The following is a 16,208-nucleotide window of genomic DNA, read 5'->3' as shown; positions in this document are numbered from 1 at the left end:
ATCCCACCCTGCGGGAGCAAAAGGTAAAGGCGCGCCCGTGAGGGACGCGCCATTCAAAGCGATCATATCACGCAAGCAACGCGCTTAGCTGCCCATCGTCTCGACATAAGAGGTGTCGATCAGCGTCTCTAGCGTGATGTCGGCATCGACCAGCCCTTCGGACTGGAACCACTCCAACTGGTCACGCACCGAAGCCACGTTCAGCTTGGCACCTTCGTTCAACCGCATGGTGCCGTTGATGATCGACGGCGCCGCCTTGTCGCGCGGGCGGTCGGTGTAGACATATTTATGGATCAGATCGACCATCTCATCCACGCCCGCATCTCCGCCATCCTTGGCGATCATCGCGGCGTTGTAATCGGCCACGCCCTTGGAATACCCGGCGAGGAAATTCTTGGTCATCTCCTGCTCATCACTGGCGTTCTTGGTCGAGGTGAAAACGGTCGTCACCTGATAATCCGGCAGATAGGTCGCCACATCGCCGATGATATGCACAGCACCCGACCCGGCCAACGGCTTGGCGATATGCGGCACGATCGACCACGCATCGATCTGGCCCGACTTCAGCGCACCGATCACCGCGCCGACCTTTTGCAGCGGCTTGAACTTGAGGCTGATCCCCTCAGCCTCGGCCATTTTGGCGCCCATGTAGTGAAAGGACGACCCCGCCTGCGTCATGCCAAAGCTTTTGCCATCCAGCATGCCCGGTTCGGTGATCCCCGCTTGATAGGCGGCGTCGGAGACAAGGAACTTCTGCCCGTCGATGCCCTGCTCTTCTTGCAACGCGCCACCGATAACCTTGACCGCGCCCTTTTGCGCCAAGGATACCAAACCGCCGGAAATCGCCGTTACCGCATAATCCACATCGCCGCTGGCGATCGCCACGGCCATCGGCTGTGCCGCCTCAAAGAACCGCAGTTCAACGTCCAGCCCGGCCTCTTTGAAATAGTCCCGCTCAAAGCCGACAAAGCTGCCCGCGTGGCTGGTGAAACGCAGCGCGCCCACGGTGATCTTGCGGTTCTGCGCCAGTGCCGGTGCCGCCAGCCCCACGGCGGTTGCAGCGCCCAAAGTTGCGATGGCCTGACGGCGGTTGAACAGGGTCATAATCTCACTCCTCCAATTTTGCCGCAGCATGGTCGGCGGCCACGCCGAAAGTCAAGCGAGAGCGCCCGCAGCAGCCACAACCAGGACTGGCATATCATTTCAAAGCATGGCATCGATTTGCCATGAAGCTCTTTTCATCCAAGACCCGCCCCATGCACCTCGGCCCCTTCCCGTTGGAGCGGCTGCGCCGGTTGCATGCCCCGCATGACCAACTGCCGAACACGCCCATGCCGGTGCTGCGGTTTGAGCGGCCCGAGGCGCCCCAAAGCATTTGCAACGCAATGGCCCCTTTCCAAGCGATGATGGACGTACTGCGCGATGGGCCGGTCAACACGGCAGGCGCGGTGATCCCCGAAAGCCCGGTGGAACGGGCCAATCACCTCAAATCATTTGGTTATTACAACGATGCCTCGATGATGGGCGTCTGCGCCCTACCGGATGAGGCACATCTTGCCACGCCCCGGCGCAGCGAAGGCACCGCTCAACTGGCCGAATTTCTCCGCAACCGCCAGACCAAGACGCTCGCCGCCGGGGTCGATATCATCATGGCGAACCTGCGCGATGCAGTTGATGCGCCCGAAACCTCAATCGACGCTCACAGCCACGCGCTGGTGGTCCTCACCGCCCACCCCCGCGACCCACGCGAAGATGAGCCGGGCAGCGATTGGATCATGGACGCCCAAGCCGAGCGCGCTTGCCTGCGCGGCACCGAAAACGCTACCGTGCTGGCCGAATACATCCGCCAGTTGGGGTTCGCGGCAAAGGTGCATTCAGGCACCACCTCTGATGTGAACCTCGGCCAATTGGCCGTGGCGGCGGGGCTAGCGGTTTGGGAAGACGGCACGCTTCAAGCGCCGTGGATCGGCTCGCGCTTCGGGCTGGCCGTGGTGACGACCGACATGGAACTTGCGCCCGATTTGCCGCTTTGCCCGTTCTCCGAGCAGCCTTGGTCCCTGCTGAAAGGCCCGCATTGGCAGTTGGGCACCCATGGCGGCGTCAGCGCCCGCGATGTCGATCCTTACGCGCGGCGCGACTATGCCGCAGGGCCGCATCCATTTGAGACGCTGAAACGGGTGGATGAGCCGACCACCTACATCGACGCGCCGAACGTGCCGCGCGTGCCGAAACGCGGGGATCTTTTCGCGCGCGGGCAGTTCGGCGACATGGGGCCAAAGGTGCAGAACGCCATGAAAGGCGGGCACCATGTAGTCAAATCCGCTCCCTCCGCCGCGCAGCGCCGGCTGCTGGGCGCGCTGATCTTGCTGCAAGATGGCCCGGTGAACGACGCCGCGCCCGCTATGGCGGACAGCGCCCGCAATGCCGCGAACCTTAAAGCGGCAAGCTACTTTCTGGGGGCCGATGCTGCGGGCCTCTCTGCCTGCCCCGATTGGACATGGTACAGCCACGACGCCACCGGCACCCCGATCACCCCGCCGCATGACCAAGCGCTGAGCCTTATCATCGACCAAGGCTTCGACACGATGGAGGGGTCTTCGGGCGACGACTGGATCGCCGTGTCGCAATCCATGCGGGCCTATCTGCGGTTCTCGATGCTGGGCGGCGTGATGGCCCAGCACCTGCGCAACTTGGGCCACGCGGCCAAAGCGCATACGGTGATGGATGGCGATGTGCTGCAACCGCCGCTGCTGTTGCTGGCGGGACTGGGCGAAGTGTCGCGGATTGGTGAAGTCATCCTGAACCCGTTCCTCGGCCCGCGCCTGAAATCCGGCGTGGTCACGACCACCCTGCCCGTTGACCACGACAAGCCCATCGACTTCGGCCTGCAAAAGTTCTGCGAAGCCTGCAACAAATGCGCTCGCGAATGCCCCTCGGGGGCGATCACCGCCGGGCCGAAGAAGATGTTCAACGGCTATGAAATCTGGAAATCCGACAGCCAAAAATGCGCCACCTACCGGATCACCAACCAAGGCGGCGCAATGTGCGGGCGTTGCATGAAGACCTGCCCGTGGAACCTTGAGGGGCTCTTCGCCGAGGCCCCCTTCCGCTGGGCCGCCTCCAACATCCCCGCCGCCGCACCGCTGCTGGCCAAGCTGGACGACATGGTCGGCAAGGGCCGCCTGAACCCGGTGAAAAAGTGGTGGTGGGACATCGAGCGCAAGCCCTCGGGCCAGTTCGACACGCCTGCCCAGCCGGTGAACGCCCGTGATCTGCAACCCGATCTTGACCTCAAATTCGAGGATCAAACCCTCGCCGTCTACCCCGCTCCGCTGGCGCCGCATCCTTGGCCCTACCCCGATCCGATGAACCGCGAGGCCGGGATTGCCGCCCATGCGGCCCTGCTGAGCGCCGATGAGCACCGCCGCAAAACCGCAGCGGGCGAAACCGACCATTTGCACCTTTACAAGGTCGGCAGCGACACCCCGGTGCTCGACCTGCGCATCACCGACGTCACCCGCCTGAACCCGACTACAGCGCTTTACGACATCGCCCACCCCGAAGGCCACGACCTGCCCGCATGGTCCGCTGGCGCGCATCTTGATCTGGTCGTCGCGCCGGAATTCCTGCGCCCCTATTCGCTGCTGGGCGACCCGTCCGACCGCAAACGCTACCGCATCGCGGTGCTGCGCGAAGACGCGGGCCGGGGCGGATCAGCCCTGCTCCACCGGGTTTTCACCAAGGGGCGACGCATCTTTGTCGGCAAGCCGGTGAACCATTTTGAACTGGTCGAGGACGCGCCGCATAGCCTGTTCATGGGCGGCGGCATCGGCATCACGCCGATGATCGCTTTTGCGCACCGGCTGCACGCCCTTGGGCGACCCTTTGACCTGCACTACTCGGCCTCAGACCGGGAAGCGGCGGCCTTTGCCGAGGAACTGGCGCAGGCCCCTTGGGCCGACCGTGTACACCTGCATATCTCATCTGAAAGCACCCGCGCCGACCTGCCCGCCATCATGGAACGCAGCGCGCCGGGCACCCATGTCTACACCTGCGGCGCGGATGCCTACATGCAGTCGGTCATGGCCGCCGCCGAGGCCGCGGGCATCCCCGAAGACGCGCGGCATCTGGAATATTTCTCAACCCCCGAGGTGCCAGATTACGTCAATCACCCCTTCACGCTGAAACTCACCTCAGGCCGCGAGATCGCCGTCTCTGCCGAGGAAACAGCCGCCGACGCGCTGATCGCGGCGGGGGTGCCGGTGGATCTGAAATGCAGCGATGGCATCTGCGGCGTCTGCAAATGCGGCCTGCGCGGCGGCGAAGTCGAACACCGCGACTTTGTTCTCTCGGCCAAGCAGCGCGAAGGCGCGATCATCCTCTGCCAGTCACGCGCGGCAGAGGCAGGCGGCGTGCTGGAACTCGACCTCTAACCCCTTTCGCAAAAAGCGCGCAGCCGTTAAGAGAAGCCAACCTCTGCAACAAAGGGCTGCCCCCATGACATTCGACCGTTCGATCAAGATCGCCCCCTCCATCCTCGCCGCCGATTTCGCCAACTTCGGTGCCGAATGCGAAGCCATTGAGGCCCAAGGCGCGGACTGGGTGCATGTGGATGTGATGGACGGGCATTTCGTGCCCAACATCACCTTCGGCCCCGCCACCTGCGCGGCGATCCGGCCCCACATCAAGGGCGTGATGGACGTGCATCTGATGATCGCCCCGGTCGATCCCTATATCGAAGCCTTCGCCAAGGCGGGCGCCGATGTGATCACCGCCCATGTCGAGGCCACCCCCCATATCCACCGCACGCTTCAGGCGATCCGCGGCGCGGGCGCGAAAGCGGGTGTGGCACTAAACCCCGGCACGCCAGCCAGCGCGGTGGCCGAACTGCTCGACATGGTCGACCTCATCTGCGTGATGACCGTGAACCCCGGCTTCGGTGGCCAGAAGTTCATCGACATGACAGCCAAAATCCGCGACCTGCGCGCGATGATCGGTGACCGGCCCGTGCATATCGAGATCGACGGCGGCGTCGATCCCAAGACCGCGCCGCTGGTGGCGCAGGCCGGGGCCGATGTGCTGGTGGCGGGCTCCGCCGTCTTCAAAGGCGGCTCGGTCAGCGCCCCCGCCCCCTACGGCGAGAACATCCGCGCGATCCGCGCCGCCGCCGAAGGCACCTACGTCTGATCTGGCCGGGCGCGGTTCAATTCGCGCCTAGCCCTCCAGCCGGTCGGCAAAGGCCGTCAGCAGCCGGTGTTTCAGGATCTTGCCTGTGGGTGCGGCGGGCAGGTCCGTGGCCACGATGATCTGCGCAGGCCGCTTGTAGCCGGTCAGCCGCTCTTTGACGAAACTGCGCAACTCCTCTGCCGTCACCTCGTCGCCGGGGGCGACCTGCACGAAGGCCAGCACCTCTTCGTCGCCTTCGCGCCGCCGTCCGACCACGGCCGATTGCACCACGCGCGGGTGATCGTTCAACGCGGCTTCGACCTCGGGCGGATAAACGTTGAAACCGCCGTGAATGATTAATTCCTTGCTGCGCCCGAGAATGTGCAACCGCCCATCCTCATCGAGCTTGCCCAGATCGCCGGTGTGCAACCAGCCCTCGGCGTCGATGGCTTTGTCGGTCTCGGTCGGGTTGCGGTAGTAGCCTTTCATCACATGCGGTCCGCGCACCAGCACTTCGCCTTCGCCCGCCCCATTGCCGCCGGGGGCTTGGTCGTCGATCTTGCATTCGGTGCCCGGCGTGACCGGTCCGACCGAAGTGTCGGGCGAGCCAAGCGCGTTGGTGGTGGCCGATGCGCCCGAGCATGTCTCGGTCATGCCAAAGCCGTTTTGCAGCGGCAGTTCATAAAACGCCTCGGCTTTGCGTTTCCACGCCGGATCAAGCGGTGCACCGCCCGATGAAACATAGCGCAGCTTGGGGCTTTCGAGTTTGGGCATCCCGCGCTCGCGCGAGTACTGCATCACCAGCGCGTGCATCTGCGGCACAGCGGGAAGGATCGTGACATCCTCGTGGGTTGCGGCATGCAGCTTCGCCGCCGAGAAACGGCTCTCCTGCCGGACCTTCGCGCCAGAACTCACCGCGGCCATCAAGACAGACACCAAACCGAAAACATGGGTCATCGGCAGCACGCCGTAAACCACATCACCCGGCACCATCTGTCGCAGGTCCGCCGAGGCACGCGCGCCAAAGCGCAGGTTCTGATGGGTCAGCATCACCCCCTTGGGATCGCCCGTGGTGCCGGTGGTATAAAGCAGCACCGCCACATCATGCAGATCGGCATCCGGGCTGCTGGGCAGCGGTGTGGCAAGGTGCAGGCTGCCGAAAGCGCCCGAGACCTCACGTGCGTTCAGCCGCGCCGCATGGGCCGCCGCTTCGGGCGAGACATCGCAGGTCAGCAGCACCGCCGCCGGGGTGGCGTGATCAATGATGCGGGTGACTTCGGCTTCGGTCTGGCGGGCGTTCACGGGGATGGCCACCGCGTCCAACTCCCACGCGGCATAGAGCGAGGCCACCGCCGCAACACAGTTTTCCACCATCAAAAGCACGCGGTCGCCCGCCTGCACTCCCGCGCTGCGCAACTCAGCGGCCAAGGCCACGCGCGCACGGTCCAGATCGGCATAGCTCCACGCGGCGCCGCTGGCGTCACTCAGCGCGGGCGCCTCTGGTCGGGTCGCCAATTGCTCAGCTAGAAAATCCTGTACCCTGGCATTCATGGGTGTCTCCTCCTGCCTATTCGCGACCCCCTCCTCCGGCGGCCGCTGCCCGGCTAAAACCGGGGCTTTCGTTTTTCCAAAAAGGCCGCGATCCCTTCGGCGGCCTCATCCCCGCCAGCCGCGTGGGCCATGGCGTTGCGTTCGGCATCAAGCTGATCGGCCTCTTCGGCCTCATAGGCCTGCGCCACCAACTGCCGGATCGCGCCTTGGGCAGCACGCGGCCCGGCGGCGAGCGTATCGGCCAGCATCAGCGCCTCGTCCAAGGCTTTGCCTTTGGCGCAGATACGGTTGACCGCGCCCAGTTCGGCAAAGCGCATCGCCATGACGGGACGGCCCAGAAGGCACATCTCCATCGACAAGGGCCGCGGTAAAAGCCGCGCCAAAGAAGCCGTCAGACCGGCATCCGGCACCAACCCGGCCTTCACATAGGCGGCAGTGAACTGCGCCTCTTCGCAGGCCACGATCATGTCGCAGGCCAGCGCCAGCGACAGCCCCGCCCCGGCAGCGCCACCTTCGATGGCGGCGATAACAGGCACCGGACAAGCACGCATGGCGCGGACCAGATCATGCAGCCCATCCACCCGCTCGCGGCGCTCGGCCTCGGTCAATTTGCGCCGTTCGATCAGCACGTTAAGGTCTCCCCCCGCGCAGAAAAAGCGCCCTTCGGAGGTGAGGATCACCGCGCGGATGCGCGGGTCTTCGGCCATGCGCATCGCCTCTGCAATCGCTTCATAAAGCTCTGGCGTCAGCGCCCCGCGCTTCTCGGCGTTGCCGTTCCAGACGATCAACCGATCGCCCCGGTCTTCGATCCGCGCACTCATGTTTTTGCCCTTTTGAAAACGCCCGTCGCACGCGACAGCAGCTTGCCCTCGGCATCATGCAACTGCGCCTCGGCATAGAGGATTTTATACCCCCCGCCCGTGACGCGGCCTGTGGCAACGACTTGGCCCTCGCGCACCGCCAAGATGTAATCGGTGGTCAGCGACAGGGTCAGCATCGGCACGAAGGGCCCGCTCATCGCGCAGTGCCGCGCACAGGCAAAGCCCGTGGCCACATCCAAGAGCAACGTATGCAACCCCCCGTGCAGCACACCTGAGACGTTCAGGTGCTGCGGGCCGAGGTCGAGTGTCACGCGGGTGCTGCCATCGGGGTTCGACAGGTCGGGTTGAAACCCGATCAGCTGTTGAACCCCGCTGGTCGGTGCCTCATGCGGCGGATAGTGCAATGAACCGCTCCAGATGATGATCAACGTCGCCAAAGCGGTGGTCCGCCATGGTGATGCGTTTGGCGATATGGGCCAGCTCATATTCCTGCGTCATGGCAATGCCGCCGTGCATCTGGATCGTGTCCTCGGAGACCAAACGCCCGACGCGCCCCATCAGGTTCTTAGCGGCAGAGACATGGCGCTCGCGGCTGGCGCGGTCGTCGGCCAGATGGCCTGCGGCATTGATCACGGCAGAGCGGGCCTGTTCGAGGTCAATCAGCAGGTCCGACATGCGGTGCGCCAGCGCTTGGAAGCTGCCAATCGGGCGGCCAAACTGCTTGCGGGTGCCGAGATATTCGCGGGTCAGATCGCAGGCGGTTTCCATCGCGCCCAGCGTTTCCGCGCAGAGCGCGGTGGTCGCGACGGCCACACGGGCCTCAATCGCGTCAAACGCCTTGCCAGCCTCGCCCAAGCGGGCGCTTTCGGGCAGGGTTACATCATCCAGTGTAACTTCGGCGGCGCGGCCACCGGCCAGCAGGGCATAGCCCGTGACGGTGAGCCCTTTGGTATCCGCTGGCACAAGGAACAGCGAAATGCCCGCCTGATCGCCACCCTCTCCGCTTTCGCGGGCAGAGACGACGAGCATGTCGGCAGCCTCGGCATTGGCGACGACGGCTTTGCGACCGTTCAACACGATGTCACCGCCGTTTTGCGACGCGGAGGTGGAGACGCGCTCAAGGTCATAGCGGCTGGTCGGCTCGCCATGGGCAAAGGCCAGTTGCAACGTGCCGCCGATCAGTGCCTCAATATGCTCCTGCTGCGCTTCACTGCCCAGATCGGCAATCAGCCCACCAGCCAGCACGGCGCTGTCGAGCAGCGGCTCGACCACACCGGCGCGGCCCAGTTCTTCGAACACGGTGGTCACGTCGAAACCCGCGCCGCCAAAGCCGCCCTGGTCTTCGGTGAAAAGCGCGCCGATGACGCCCAATTCGGCCAAGCCGTCCCAGATGTCAGCAGAGAAGCCTGCTTCGCTTTCCAGAATACCATTGCGCGTGGCGGTGTCGTATTTATCGCGCAGGAAACGGCGCAGGCTGTCTTGCAGCATCTGGCGTTCTTCGGTCAGGTCGAAATTCATTTTGCACCTCCCAGCGTTGTCTTGGCGATGATCTGCCGCTGGATTTCGTTAGAGCCGCCAAAGATCGACAGCTTACGGTTGTTGAAATACTGCGCGGCCACCGGACCGGCCTCGTTCGGATCGGGCAGCGCGTCGTTGCTGCCTGCCACCGCTTCCGAGGCGAAGGGCATCGCATAGACGCCAGCCGCACGGCGCGCGAGGTCGTTGATTTCCTGCCGGATGATCGTGCCTTTGACCTTGAGCATCGAGGATTCCACCCCCGGTGCCTGCCCTGCGGCGGCCTTGGAGATGATGCGCAAGTTGGTCGTGGCCATCGCCATCAGATCAATCTCTGCCTGCGCTACGCGGGCAGCGAAATGCGGGTTCTCGATCAGCGGGCGGCCCCCGGCCATTTCGGATTTGGCGATGCGTTTGACCGCCGACAGGCCCGCTTGGGAGAAGCCAACCCCGGCGATGTTAGTGCGCTCATGGGTCAGCAGGTACTTGGCGTAGGTCCAGCCCTTGTTCTCTTCGCCGACGAGGTTCTCGGCGGGCACTTTGACATTGTCAAAGAATACCTCGTTCACCTCGGCGCCGCCATCCAGCAGGATGATCGGGCGCACGGTGATGCCCGGCGTCTCCATGTCGATCAGCAGGAAAGAAATGCCCTCTTGCTCCTTCACGTCCTTGTCGGTCCGCACGAGGCAGAAGATCATGTTGGCGTGTTGGCCCAGCGTCGTCCAAGTCTTTTGGCCGTTGACGATGTAATGGTCGCCGTCCTTGACCGCCGTGGTTTTGAGCGAGGCGAGGTCCGACCCAGCGCCCGGCTCAGAGTAGCCCTGACACCACCAGTCTTCGCCCGACAGGATGCGCGGCAGCCAGTAGTCCTGCTGCTCTTTCGAGCCGAACTTTTGCAGCACGGGGGCCAGCATCGACAGGCCAAAGGGCACGATGCGCGGCGCGTGATGGGCAGCGGCCTCTTCCTCGAAAATATGGCGCTGCACGGCGTTCCACGCGGCCCCGCCGAATTCCTTGGGCCAGTTGGTGGCCAGCCAGCCTTGATCGTTCAGGATGGCGTGCCAGCGTTCGTGATCATCTTTCGAAAGCTCCTGCCCACGGCGCACCTTTTCGGAAAGCTCGCTTGGCAGTTTCTCGGTGAGGAATTGGCGCACCTCCTCGCGGAAGGCGCGTTCTTCGTCGGTATAGCTCAGGTCCATGTCGGCCCCCTTTAGTAGATTTCGAAGAGGCCAGCCGCCCCCATGCCGCCGCCGATGCACATCGTCACGACGCCCAGTTTCGCGCCGCGGCGGTGGCCTTCGCGCAGAATGTGGCCGGTCATCCGCGCCCCGGTCATGCCGAAGGGGTGGCCGATAGCGATCGAGCCGCCATTCACGTTGCATTTATCGGGGTCGATGCCGAGTTTATCGCGGCAGTAGAGCGCTTGGCTCGCGAAGGCCTCGTTCAGCTCCCACAGGTCGATGTCATCGACGGTCAGCCCGTGACGTTCCAGCAGACGCGGCACGGCAAAGACCGGGCCGATGCCCATTTCATCGGGCTCGCAACCCGCGACGGCGAAGCCTTTGAACGCGCCCATGGCTTGCAGGCCCTGCTGCTCGGCCTCTTTGCTGTCCATCAGCACAAGGGCCGCGGCACCATCGGAAAGCTGGCTGGCGTTGCCCGCGGTGATGAAGGCCCCCTCGCCGCGCACGGGCGTCAGGCCCGCAAGCCCTTCGAGTGTGGTGCCGGGCCGGTTGCATTCGTCGCGGTCCACTGTGACCTCGCGGGTGGAGATCTCCTTGGTCTCCTTGTCCTGCACGCCCATGGTGGTCTGCATCGGCACGATTTCGTCATCAAAGAGACCGGCCTCTTGCGCGGCGGCAATCAACTGCTGGCTGCGCAGACCGTAGGCGTCCTGATCCTCGCGGCTGATGTTGTAGCGTTTGGCCACGATGTCGGCTGTGTCGATCATCGCCATATAGACCTCGGGCTTATGCTCCTTGAGCCAGGCCTCTTTCACCGATTTCACATCCGGCTGGATCAGCGAAATGCTCTCGACCCCGCCTGCAACCATCGGGCCTGCGCCCTCTTGGCAGATTGCGTTGGCGGCCATGGCGACGGTCTGCAGACCGGAAGAACAGAAGCGGTTCACGGTCACGCCCGAGGCGGTCACCGGCAGGCCCGCGCGCAGGGCGATCTGCCGCGCGATGTTCGAGCCGGTGGCCCCTTCGGGGTAGCCGCAGCCGATCATCACGTCTTCGATCGCCGAGGGATCGATGCCCGAGCGTTTGACCGCTTCGGCAACGACATGGCCACCCATGGTGGCACCGTGGGTCATGTTGAACGACCCGCGAAAGGATTTGGCCAGCCCGGTACGGACGGCGGAGACGATGACAGCCTGTTTCATTTGGCAGCTTCCTTGTTCAGATCATCAAATGTGCGGTTGGTTTTGGCCAGATCGACCAGCAGCGGCGCTGGTTTCCAGAACCACGGGTCTTTCTCGGCAAACCCTTCGATGGCGGCGAGGACGTTGGGCAGGCCCTGAATATCGGCCCATTTCATTGGGCCACCCCAATAGCGCGGGAAGCCGTAGCCAAAGAGCAGCGTCATATCGATGTCGAGCGGGCGTTTCGCGATGCCCTCTTCCAGCACTTTGGCCGCCTCATTGACCATGGCGCACATGTAGCGGCGCACGATCTCTGCATCGGTGAACTCGCGCGGGGCGATGCCGCGCTCCTTCTGCTCTTCCTCGATCAGGCGGGTGATTTCCGGGTTCGGCGTGCCGCCGCGTTTGCCCTTTTCGTAGATGTAGTAACCTTGGCCGGTCTTCTGGCCGAAGTGGCCTTGTTCGCAGAGCCGGTCGATATAGGTCGGCACCCGCTCCTCGGGGTGGCGCGTGGCGGCTTTGCGCTTACGGGTGGCCCAGCCGATGTCGAGCCCGGCAAGGTCGGCCACGGCGAAGGGGCCCATGGCAAAGCCGAATTTCTCAAGTGCCGCGTCGATCTTGTAAGGGCTGGCGCCGTCCAGCACCATGTGGTCCGCCGCGGTGCGGTAGGTGGCGAGGATCCGGTTGCCGATGAACCCGTCGCAGACCCCGGCGCGGACACTGATTTTGCCCAGAGCTTTGCCAAGCGCGAAGCCAGTGGCGACAACATCCGGCGCGGTTTTGTCGGCCACCACGACTTCGAGCAGCTTCATCACATGCGCGGGCGAGAAGAAGTGCAGCCCGATCACATCCGCGGGGCGCGAGGTGCTGGCGGCGATTTCGTCAACGTCCAGATAGGAGGTGTTGGAGGCCAGCACGCAGCCCGGTTTGCAGACGGCGTCAAGCTTGCCGAAGACCTGCTTTTTGACATCCATGTCTTCGAACACCGCTTCGACGACCAGATCGACATCGCTAAGGCTGGCGTAATCGGTCGAAACAGTAAGCGCCTCGCCGGTCAACGTGTCAAATTTTGCTTGGTCGATCTTGCCGCGTTTCAGCGCGCCTTGCAGATTGCCCGAAATGCGGTCGTGCGCGGCCTTAGCGGCCTCGTCCTTCATCTCGATGAGCACGACCGAGAAGCCCGACAGCAGTGCCGCCGTGGCGATGCCCGCGCCCATGGTACCGCCGCCGATCACGCCAATGGCTTTCAGCGCGCGCGGCTCGACGCCTTTGAGTTCGGGCAGATTGCTAACGGCACGTTCAGAGAAGAAGGCGTGGATCATGCCCTGCCGCTGGTCGGTGTTCATCAGTTCCGAGAAGATGCGGCGCTCGGCCTTCATGCCTTCTTCGAAGGGTTTTTCGACACCCGCCTGCACGGCGCGCACGGCCTCGGCAGGGGAAATCTGGCCACGACCCTTTTTAAGCGTCGCCTCATAGGCGGCGTCCCAATCGATCGGCGCAGGCGCGGGCATCTCGCAGATCGGGCGACGCTCGGCGCCGCTGTCGAGCAGCTCGCGAACGTAAGCGAGACCGACCTCCTGCGGATCGCCCTCCTCCACCCGGTCGACGATGCCCATCTCAAGCGCCTGCGGTGCCTTGATGTGGCGGCCCGTGGTGATCGCATCCAGCGCGGGTTCAACGCCAATGAGGCGCGGCAGGCGTTGTGTCCCGCCTGCGCCGGGGATCAGGCCAAGGTGCACCTCAGGCAGACCGACCCGGGCCGAGGGCTGGGCGATGCGGTAATGCGCCGAGAGCGCGACTTCGAGACCACCACCAAGGCTGACGCCATGCATGGAGGCCACGACCAGAAGCGGCGACGCTTCGATGCGGCTGCACAGGTTCGGCAGATGCGGCTCCATCGGCGGCTTGCCGAATTCGGTGATGTCGGCGCCCGCGATAAAGGCGCGGCCTTCGCCCACGATCATCACGGCCCGCACGCCGTCTTCGGCCTCGGCGCGGTCCATGCCGTCGGAGAGCCCCTGCCGCACGGCTTGGCTCAGCGCGTTGACGGGCGGGTTTTCGATGCGCAGCACGACGATGTCGTCATGGCGGGAATAGGCAATCTTGTCAGTCATATCAGTAACTCCTTGATCTATCCGCGCCGGGACAGGGCCGGTGCCCGTCCGGTGCGTTGTTCGATGCCGCTGACCACGTCGCGCAGCGCTGGCCCCACTTGTGACAGAATGCGGCTGTCGGGCAAGTCACCCGGCAAAGCGCCGCAGGTAAAGGCCACAGGCTCGCCGAATTCCCCTGCGTAATAGGGCACGCTCACGGCGTTGATGCTACGGGCATAGCGGGTTTCAGGCGGGGCGAGGACAAAGCCCTGCGCCAGCAATTGCTCATACCCCTCACGGCGGAAATTGCGCAGCCGGTCATCCGGCTCCAGCCCGTCAAAACGGTTCTCGTCCAGACTGGCCAGCGTGGCGAGGCCAGAGGACGAACCATAGACCGGGATACGGTGACCCGGCTCTAGCCAGATGGTCGAAGCGGTATGCGGACGCCATGTGCGCACCAGCATCATCCGGTCGCCGTCGCGCACGGCGATCAGCGCCAGCGTGCGTGTTTCATCCGCCAGTTGCTGCATCGCATCTGACGCCATATCGACAAAGCTGACCGCGACAGAGGCGACCGAGCCAAGCGCAATCGCCGCAGGCCCAAGCCGGAACTTCTCGTTGCGCCCGCCATGCGCCAGATAGCCCAGTTCGCACAGCGTATAGGTCAGCCGCGAAACCGTCGGTTTCGGCAGGCCCGTCCGCTCGGCGATCTGCGCGTGGCTCAGCCCGCTGTCGCTGGCGCGGAACGCGCGCAAAATGCCAAGACCCCGCGCCAGCGTATTGGCGAACTTACGGTCCGTGACGGTATCCGACGCCGCCTTGTTCATCTTGCCGCCATCGGGATCAAAAGCGAGATCATCGGGAAGGACATGATCAGGATCAGCACGATGAAATCGACGCTGAGGAACCGGGTGATGCCCGCAAAGATCTTGTCAATCGGCGCTTCGCGGCCCACCACATTGGCGATGACAAAGACGTTCAATCCGACGGGCGGTGTAATCAGGCCGATCTCCAGCAGTTTGATGACCACGACGCCGAACCAAATGAGGTTGAGGTCATAGCTTTCCACCAGTGGGATCATCAGCGGCAGGGTCAGCACCATGATACCGATGGGATCAAGGAACATGCCCAAGAGCAGATAGATCAGCGCGATGCAGAGCATCAGCACAACCAGCGACATCTGCGCGTCTGAGACGAACCCAACGATGGTGCCCGCGACGCCCGTCAGCGCGACGAAGGCCACAAAGATCTTGGCACTGGCGGCGATGAGGAAGATCGCGGAGGTCTGCACGCAGGTCTCCTTGACCGCGGCCCAGAGGCCAGCCCAATCCAGCTTGCGCTGCACGAAACCGATCAACGTGGCGGAGACGACGCAGACGGCGGCGGCCTCGGTCGCGGTGAAGATACCGCCGTAGATGCCGCCGATGATCAGCACGAAAAGCAGGATCGCAGGCCAGCTATCAAGGGCCGCCTGCCAACGCTCACGCGCGGTGTAGCGTTGGTCGGTCGAGGGTGCTACCGCCGGATCGCGCCAGACCCAGACGGCGATGACCAGCACAAAGCCCGCCAGCGTCAGCAGCCCCGGCAGAACACCCGCGAGGAACAGCGACGAGATCGAAGTCTCGGTGAAAATGCCGTAGATGATGAACAGAACCGACGGGGGAATGAGCGAGCCCAATGTGCCCCCCGCCGCGACCGAAGCTGTGGCCAGACGCGGGTCATAGCCCATGCGCAGCATCTCGGGCGTGCAGATCTTACCCATGGTCGAGGCGCAGGCGATGGATGAGCCGGTGATCGCGGAAAAGCCCCCGCAGCCCATGACGGAGGCCATGGCCACCCCACCCGGCAGGCGGGTCAGCCAAACCTTGGCCGCATGGTAGATTTTCGTCGTAATATCCGCGCGATACGCGATATGTCCAAGCGCCACGAAAAGCGGGATCATCGACAGATCGTAAGAGTGAATGAGGTCGAAGGAGTTTGAGAACACCATCGAGGTGGTCGCCTTGATCGCACGTTCGGGCATGAAGGTCCCGGTGCGGAAGGCGAAGATAAAGAAGGTAGCGACGGTTGCCACTGCCGCCAGCGTGAAGGCAATCGGCACGCGCAGGGCGAGCAGGATCAGAACCGCCGCGAAGGCGATCATACCGATGGTTGAGGCATCCATTACAGCACGTCCTTCTCGGCCAGAAGGTCGGCCGCATGTTGTTGTTCGTCAGAGACCACGCCGCCCGCCAGCACGGTGCGCCCATCGCGCCACGTCAGTTCGGCCAGCCGCAGGAAGGTCGCGATCATCCCGATCAGGAACAAAAGCCGCCCGGGCCATTTCGGCAGATTGAGGTCGCCGTAGAAAAAGCTGCCTTTCTCGACCACGGCAAAGAACTCGCGCCCGCCGGAATAGATCAGCGGCGCCAGCGCCAGCATCCCGATGGCAGAGCCTGCAACGATCAACACCGAACGCGCGCGGTCGGGAAATCGGTCGGTCACAAAAGCGACCGAGACATGCGCGCGGGCAGCGGTGGCGGCGGCGAGGGGCAGCAGGATGGCGGCGACCATGAGCTCTCGCACCATGGTCACGCTATCGGGCACCTGACTGGCAAAGAGCGCGCGGGCGATCACGTTGGAGGTGATCAACACCCCCAAGGCGATCACCGCCAAAGCGCCCAATCCCAACAGGATTTTCTCCAGATTTACCAACAT

Annotated in this window: 13 protein-coding genes; 2 read left to right on the top strand and 11 right to left on the bottom strand. The window is 63.9% G+C overall.

The window, feature by feature from the left end; translation table 11 throughout:
* Positions 1 to 84 precede the first annotated feature (84 nt).
* Positions 85 to 1,104, bottom strand: coding sequence for an ABC transporter substrate-binding protein (locus K3762_RS03290; RefSeq protein ID WP_260011465.1), 1,020 nt, complete (start codon positions 1,102 to 1,104; stop codon positions 85 to 87).
* A gap of 122 nt (positions 1,105 to 1,226) precedes the next feature.
* Between K3762_RS03290 and K3762_RS03285 the strand changes: the two genes are divergently transcribed.
* Together K3762_RS03285 and rpe are read left to right on the top strand one after the other, a co-directional pair.
* Entirely contained in the window at positions 1,227 to 4,433 is a 3,207-nt protein-coding gene (locus K3762_RS03285; protein ID WP_260011462.1) for a 4Fe-4S double cluster binding domain-containing protein, read from the top strand.
* Between the two features lie 64 nt (positions 4,434 to 4,497).
* Positions 4,498 to 5,187 (top strand): ribulose-phosphate 3-epimerase, encoded by a 690-nt coding sequence (gene rpe, locus K3762_RS03280; RefSeq protein WP_132444631.1) that lies wholly within the window; start codon positions 4,498 to 4,500, stop codon positions 5,185 to 5,187.
* 27 nt (positions 5,188 to 5,214) lie between these two features.
* Here the strand turns inward: rpe and K3762_RS03275 are convergent, their stop codons facing one another.
* From K3762_RS03275 to K3762_RS03230, 10 genes are read right to left on the bottom strand one after another with little or no spacing between them, the layout of a single operon-like run.
* Positions 5,215 to 6,717 (bottom strand): class I adenylate-forming enzyme family protein, encoded by a 1,503-nt coding sequence (locus K3762_RS03275; protein ID WP_132444633.1) that lies wholly within the window; start codon positions 6,715 to 6,717, stop codon positions 5,215 to 5,217.
* A 53-nt stretch (positions 6,718 to 6,770) separates the two neighbouring features.
* Positions 6,771 to 7,538, bottom strand: a complete 768-nt coding sequence (locus K3762_RS03270; protein WP_132444635.1) for an oxepin-CoA hydrolase, alternative type — start codon at positions 7,536 to 7,538, stop codon at positions 6,771 to 6,773.
* Positions 7,535 to 7,942, bottom strand: coding sequence for a PaaI family thioesterase (locus K3762_RS03265; protein ID WP_120350233.1), 408 nt, complete (start codon positions 7,940 to 7,942; stop codon positions 7,535 to 7,537). Before K3762_RS03265 ends, K3762_RS03270 begins: the two co-directional genes overlap by 4 nt.
* Positions 7,923 to 9,056, bottom strand: a complete 1,134-nt coding sequence (locus tag K3762_RS03260) for an acyl-CoA dehydrogenase family protein (RefSeq protein ID WP_132444639.1) — start codon at positions 9,054 to 9,056, stop codon at positions 7,923 to 7,925. The genes K3762_RS03265 and K3762_RS03260 overlap by 20 nt, the downstream gene beginning before the upstream one ends.
* Entirely contained in the window at positions 9,053 to 10,252 is a 1,200-nt protein-coding gene (locus K3762_RS03255) for an acyl-CoA dehydrogenase family protein (protein ID WP_132444641.1), read from the bottom strand. The genes K3762_RS03260 and K3762_RS03255 overlap by 4 nt, the downstream gene beginning before the upstream one ends.
* An 11-nt stretch (positions 10,253 to 10,263) precedes the next feature.
* Complete coding sequence (locus K3762_RS03250; RefSeq protein ID WP_132444643.1) at positions 10,264 to 11,439, bottom strand: acetyl-CoA C-acyltransferase; 1,176 nt, start codon at positions 11,437 to 11,439, stop codon at positions 10,264 to 10,266.
* Positions 11,436 to 13,532, bottom strand: coding sequence for a 3-hydroxyacyl-CoA dehydrogenase NAD-binding domain-containing protein (locus K3762_RS03245; RefSeq protein ID WP_132444644.1), 2,097 nt, complete (start codon positions 13,530 to 13,532; stop codon positions 11,436 to 11,438). The genes K3762_RS03250 and K3762_RS03245 overlap by 4 nt, the downstream gene beginning before the upstream one ends.
* 17 nt (positions 13,533 to 13,549) lie before the next feature.
* Complete coding sequence (locus K3762_RS03240; RefSeq protein WP_132444646.1) at positions 13,550 to 14,338, bottom strand: IclR family transcriptional regulator; 789 nt, start codon at positions 14,336 to 14,338, stop codon at positions 13,550 to 13,552.
* Positions 14,335 to 15,675 carry a TRAP transporter large permease gene (locus K3762_RS03235; RefSeq protein WP_067940100.1) on the bottom strand — a complete coding sequence of 447 codons (1,341 nt, stop codon included), beginning with the start codon at positions 15,673 to 15,675 and terminating at the stop codon, positions 14,335 to 14,337. The genes K3762_RS03240 and K3762_RS03235 overlap by 4 nt, the downstream gene beginning before the upstream one ends.
* Complete coding sequence (locus tag K3762_RS03230) at positions 15,675 to 16,208, bottom strand: TRAP transporter small permease (protein ID WP_067627369.1); 534 nt, start codon at positions 16,206 to 16,208, stop codon at positions 15,675 to 15,677. Before K3762_RS03230 ends, K3762_RS03235 begins: the two co-directional genes overlap by 1 nt.

Source organism: Sulfitobacter sp. W074 (genome assembly GCF_025142275.1).
Taxonomy (GTDB): domain Bacteria; phylum Pseudomonadota; class Alphaproteobacteria; order Rhodobacterales; family Rhodobacteraceae; genus Sulfitobacter; species Sulfitobacter profundi.
The sequence above is the reverse complement of the archived record's forward strand: the minus strand, read 5'-3'. Positions and strand labels throughout refer to the sequence as shown.